Annotated in this window: 4 protein-coding genes and 1 pseudogene; all 5 read right to left on the bottom strand. The window is 72.5% G+C overall.

Annotated features, from left to right (window positions below; translation table 11 throughout):
- A pseudogene (locus H5J30_RS20205) lies at positions 1–326 on the bottom strand (MMPL family transporter); the annotation flags it as partial.
- A gap of 123 nt (positions 327–449) precedes the next feature.
- On the bottom strand, positions 450–1,943 hold the full coding sequence (gene gatB / locus H5J30_RS20200) for an Asp-tRNA(Asn)/Glu-tRNA(Gln) amidotransferase subunit GatB (protein WP_181788813.1): 1,494 nt from the start codon (positions 1,941–1,943) through the stop codon (positions 450–452).
- Between the two features lie 37 nt (positions 1,944–1,980).
- Positions 1,981–2,220 carry a hypothetical protein gene (locus H5J30_RS20195; RefSeq protein WP_181788812.1) on the bottom strand — a complete coding sequence of 80 codons (240 nt, stop codon included), beginning with the start codon at positions 2,218–2,220 and terminating at the stop codon, positions 1,981–1,983.
- Positions 2,217–3,725 carry an Asp-tRNA(Asn)/Glu-tRNA(Gln) amidotransferase subunit GatA gene (gene gatA / locus H5J30_RS20190; protein ID WP_374101003.1) on the bottom strand — a complete coding sequence of 503 codons (1,509 nt, stop codon included), beginning with the start codon at positions 3,723–3,725 and terminating at the stop codon, positions 2,217–2,219. Before gatA ends, H5J30_RS20195 begins: the two co-directional genes overlap by 4 nt.
- The gene (gene gatC, locus H5J30_RS20185) at positions 3,722–4,018 is read right to left on the bottom strand and encodes an Asp-tRNA(Asn)/Glu-tRNA(Gln) amidotransferase subunit GatC (protein ID WP_181788810.1); all 297 of its coding nucleotides are present in this window, start codon (positions 4,016–4,018) and stop codon (positions 3,722–3,724) included. Before gatC ends, gatA begins: the two co-directional genes overlap by 4 nt.
- Positions 4,019–4,138: the final 120 nt, after the last annotated feature.

Below are 4,138 nucleotides of genomic sequence, written 5' to 3'. Positions count from 1 at the left end.
TTGAAGCCGTCGGGACCGGTGACGTCCGCGACCCCCGGCAGCCCGGCGATCTCCGTCAGCGCCGCGTCCACCCGCTCCGTGACCTGCGCGTCGCGCACGCCGTCGGCGTCGTGCCAGACGACGGTGTCCGCGGCGCCGTCGAGGCCGGGGAACGCCTCGGCCATGAGCACCTGCGCCCGCCCGGACTCGGTGCCGGGCACGTCGTAGTCGTTCGAGTACGCCGGGCCCAGCAGGGAGGCCGCGAGGGCCGTGCCGGCGAAGGCGCCGAGCCAGAGCAGGACGACGACCAGGCGGCGGCGTAGACACCACCGGGCGAGACCGGACACGGGCGGCTCCCTGGGATTTCACGATCTTTCAGGGAGGTTCGCCCTCAAAGACTCCTGCACCTGCGCTGCCACTGTTACAGGTGCGGGAGATCGTTTGTCCGGTCAGTGGCCTTTTTCACACGTTCAGTCCGCTACGCCCAGCTTCTCCATGATCAGCTCCCGGGCCCGGGCGGCGTCCGCCTGGCCGCGGGTCGCCTTCATGACCGCGCCGACCAGCGCGCCCGCCGCCTGCACCTTGCCGCCGCGGATCTTGTCCGCGACGGCCGGGTTGGCGGCGATGGCCTCGTCGACCGCGGCGCCGAGCGCGCCCTCGTCCTTGACGATGGCCAGCCCGCGCTTGTCGACCACCTCATCGGGAGCACCCTCGCCGTCGAGGACGCCGGTGATGACCTGGCGGGCCAGCTTGTCGTTCAGCTTGCCCTCGGCGACCAGCGCCGCCACCCGCGCGACCTGCTCGGGCGTGATCGCCAGCGCGGCCAGTTCGACGCCGTCCTCGTTGGCCCGCCGCGCCAGCTCGCCCATCCACCACTTGCGCGCCGCCGCGGCGTCCGCGCCCGCGTCGATGGTGGCGACGATCGCGCCGATGGCGCCGGCGTTGAGGATGGACTGCATGTCGTGCGCGGAGACGCCCCACTCCTCGCGCAGCCGGTTGCGGCGCAGCCGCGGCAGCTCCGGCAGCCCGGCGCGCAGCTTCTCCACCCACTCGCGGGCGGGCGCGACGGGCACGAGGTCGGGCTCGGGGAAGTAGCGGTAGTCCTCCGCCTCCTCCTTCGTACGGCCCGAGGTGGTGGTGCCGGTGTCCTCGTGGAAGTGGCGGGTCTCCTGGACGATCCTGCCGCCGCCGTCGAGGACCTCGGCGTGCCGGACGACCTCGGAGCGCACCGCGCGCTCGACGCTGCGCAGCGAGTTGACGTTCTTCGTCTCGCTGCGGGTGCCGAAGACGGTGGCGCCGGCGGGCATCAGCGACAGGTTCACGTCGCAGCGCAGCTGGCCCTGCTCCATGCGGGCCTCGGAGACGCCGAGGGCCTTGATCAGCTCCCGCAGCTCGGCCACGTACGCCTTGGCGACGTCGGGTGCCCGGTCGCCGGCGCCGGTGATCGGCTTGGTGACGATCTCGATCAGCGGGATGCCGGCCCGGTTGTAGTCCAGCAGCGAGTGCGAGGCGCCGTGGATCCGGCCGGTGGCGCCGCCGACGTGCGTGGACTTGCCGGTGTCCTCCTCCATGTGGGCGCGCTCGATCTCGACCCGGAAGACCTCGCCGTCGACCTCGACGTCGAGGTAGCCGTCGTACGCGATGGGCTCGTCGTACTGCGAGGTCTGGAAGTTCTTCGGCATGTCCGGGTAGAAGTAGTTCTTCCGGGCGAAGCGGCACCACTCGGCGATCTCGCAGTTGAGCGCCAGGCCGATCTTGACCGCGGACTCCACGCCCGTCTCGTTGACCACCGGCAGCGCGCCGGGCAGGCCGAGGCAGACGGGGCAGGTCTGGGTGTTGGGCCCGGCGCCCAGCGCGGTGGCGCAGCCGCAGAACATCTTGGTCGCGGTACCCAGCTCGACGTGGACCTCCAGGCCCAGCACCGGCTCGTACGTCGCGAGGGCGTCCTCGTACGTGACAGTCACAGCTCTCTTCCAGCCTCTCGACCCCGGCGCGGCCCGCTCAGCCGGCGAGGATGTCGTCGTCGTTCATCCGGCGCAGCTCACGCAGCAGCAGGGCGACGCCGGTGGCCATGGCGGCGGCGGACACCGCGGCGTCGAGCTGGCGCAGCCGGTCGTCGTCGAAGCGCGCCTGCTTCATCTGCTTGGCGATACCGATCGCGCCGAAGAGCGTGGACGTGAGGGAGATGTACACACCGGCCTTGGACTTCTTGAAGTCCTTGGCCTTGGCGAACTTGCTCATAGGGCGGGTGCCTCCTCCAGCAGGGGGTGGCCCCACCGGTCGGTGAACGCGGCCTCCACCGCGGCACCGACCCTGTAGAGCCGGTCGTCGGCCATGGCGGGGGCGATGATCTGCAGCCCCACCGGGAGCCCGTCCTCCGGCGCGAGGCCGCAGGGCAGCGACATCGCGGCGTTGCCGGCCAGGTTGGACGGGATGGTGCACAGGTCGGCGAGGTACATCGCCATCGGGTCGTCGACCCGCTCGCCGACCGGGAACGCGGTCGTCGGGGTGGTCGGCGAGACGAGCACGTCGACCTGCTCGTAGGCGCGCTCGAAGTCGCGCGTGATGAGGGTGCGGACCTTCTGCGCCGAGCCGTAGTACGCGTCGTAGTAGCCGGAGCTGAGCGCGTACGTGCCGAGCATGATGCGGCGCTTGACCTCGGGGCCGAAGCCCGCCGCGCGGGTCAGCGAGGTGACCTCCTCGGCGGAGTGCGTGCCGTCGTCGCCGGTGCGCAGCCCGTAGCGCAGGCCGTCGTAGCGGGCGAGGTTCGAGGAGACCTCGGCGGGCGCGATCAGGTAATACGCGGCGAGCGCCCGGTCGAACGCCGGGCAGGAGACCTCCACGACCTCGGCGCCCAGCTCGCGCAGCAGCTCGACGGCCTCGTCGAAGCGCTGCATGACGCCCGCCTGGTAGCCCTCGCCGCGGAACTCCTTGACCACGCCGACGCGCATCCCGGCCACCGAGCCGTTCCGCGCGGCCTCGACGACCGGCGGGACGGGGGCGTCGATGGAGGTGGAGTCCAGCGGGTCGTGGCCGGCGAGCACCTCGTGCAGCAGCGCCGCGTCGAGCACGGTACGGGCGCACGGGCCGCCCTGGTCGAGGCTGGAGGAGAACGCGATCATCCCGTACCGCGAGACGCCGCCGTAGGTCGGCTTGACGCCGACGGTGCCGGTGACGGACGCGGGCTGGCGGATGGAGCCGCCGGTGTCGGTGCCGATGGCCAGCGCCGCCATGTGCGCGGTGATGGCGGCCGACGAGCCGCCGCCGGAGCCGCCGGGGATCCGGGTGAGGTCCCAGGGGTTGCCGGTGTGGCCGTAGGCGCTGTTCTCGGTGGAGGAGCCCATGGCGAACTCGTCCATGTTGGTCTTGCCGAGGATGACGACGTCGGCTTCCTTCAGCCGCCGGGTCACGGTCGCGTCGTACGGCGGGATCCAGCCTTCGAGCATCTTCGACCCGGCGGTGGTGGGCACGCCCTCGGTGGTGAAGATGTCCTTCAGCGCCAGCGGCACCCCGGCCAGCGGGCCGAGCTCCTCGCCGCGCTCGCGCTTGGCGTCCACGGCCCGCGCGCGGGCGAGCGCGCCCTCGCGGTCGACGTGCAGGAAGGCGTGCACCTTCTCGTCCACGGCGTCGATGCGGGCCAGATGGGCCTCGGCCACCTCGACGGCGCTGACGTCGCCGGCGGCGATCTGCGCGGCGGTCTCGGCCGCCGTCTGCCTGATGATTCCCGAGCTGTCCGCCACGGTCACTCCTCCCCCAGGATCTGCGGCACCTTGAAACGCTGCTGCTCCTGCGCGGGCGCGCCGGAGAGCGCCTGCTGCGCGGTCAGGCCCGGCCGGACGGCGTCCGGGCGCATGACGTTCGTCAGGGGCAGCGGGTGGCTGGTCGGCGGTACGTCCTCGCCGGCCACGTCGGCGACGCGGGCGACCGCGCCGATGATGGCGTCGAGCTGGCCGGCGAAGTGGTCCAGCTCCTCGCCGCTCAGCTCCAGGCGCGCCAGCCGGGCGAGGTGGGCGACCTCCTCGCGCGTGATGCCAGGCATGCGGGTCATCCTCACAGGGTGGTGTGACGGTTTCGGGGCAATCCTATGGGGCGCGGGGCGGTGCGCCCGACCGGGTTGCCCGGCGGGGCGGTTCCGCCGCCCGCACGGCCGCCCCTGCCG

The sequence above is a fragment of the Streptomyces phytophilus genome (assembly GCF_013870535.1).
GTDB classification, from domain to species: domain Bacteria; phylum Actinomycetota; class Actinomycetes; order Streptomycetales; family Streptomycetaceae; genus Streptomyces; species Streptomyces phytophilus.
The sequence above is the reverse complement of the archived record's forward strand: the minus strand, read 5'-3'. Positions and strand labels throughout refer to the sequence as shown.

What these genes read in the sequence shown, in the direction of transcription:
- H5J30_RS20195 (WP_181788812.1), bottom strand. Translation starts at nt 2,220, where the DNA reads ATGAGCAAGTTCGCCAAGGCCAAGGACTTCAAGAAGTCCAAGGCCGGT.
- gatC (WP_181788810.1), bottom strand. Translation starts at nt 4,018, where the DNA reads ATGCCTGGCATCACGCGCGAGGAGGTCGCCCACCTCGCCCGGCTGGCG.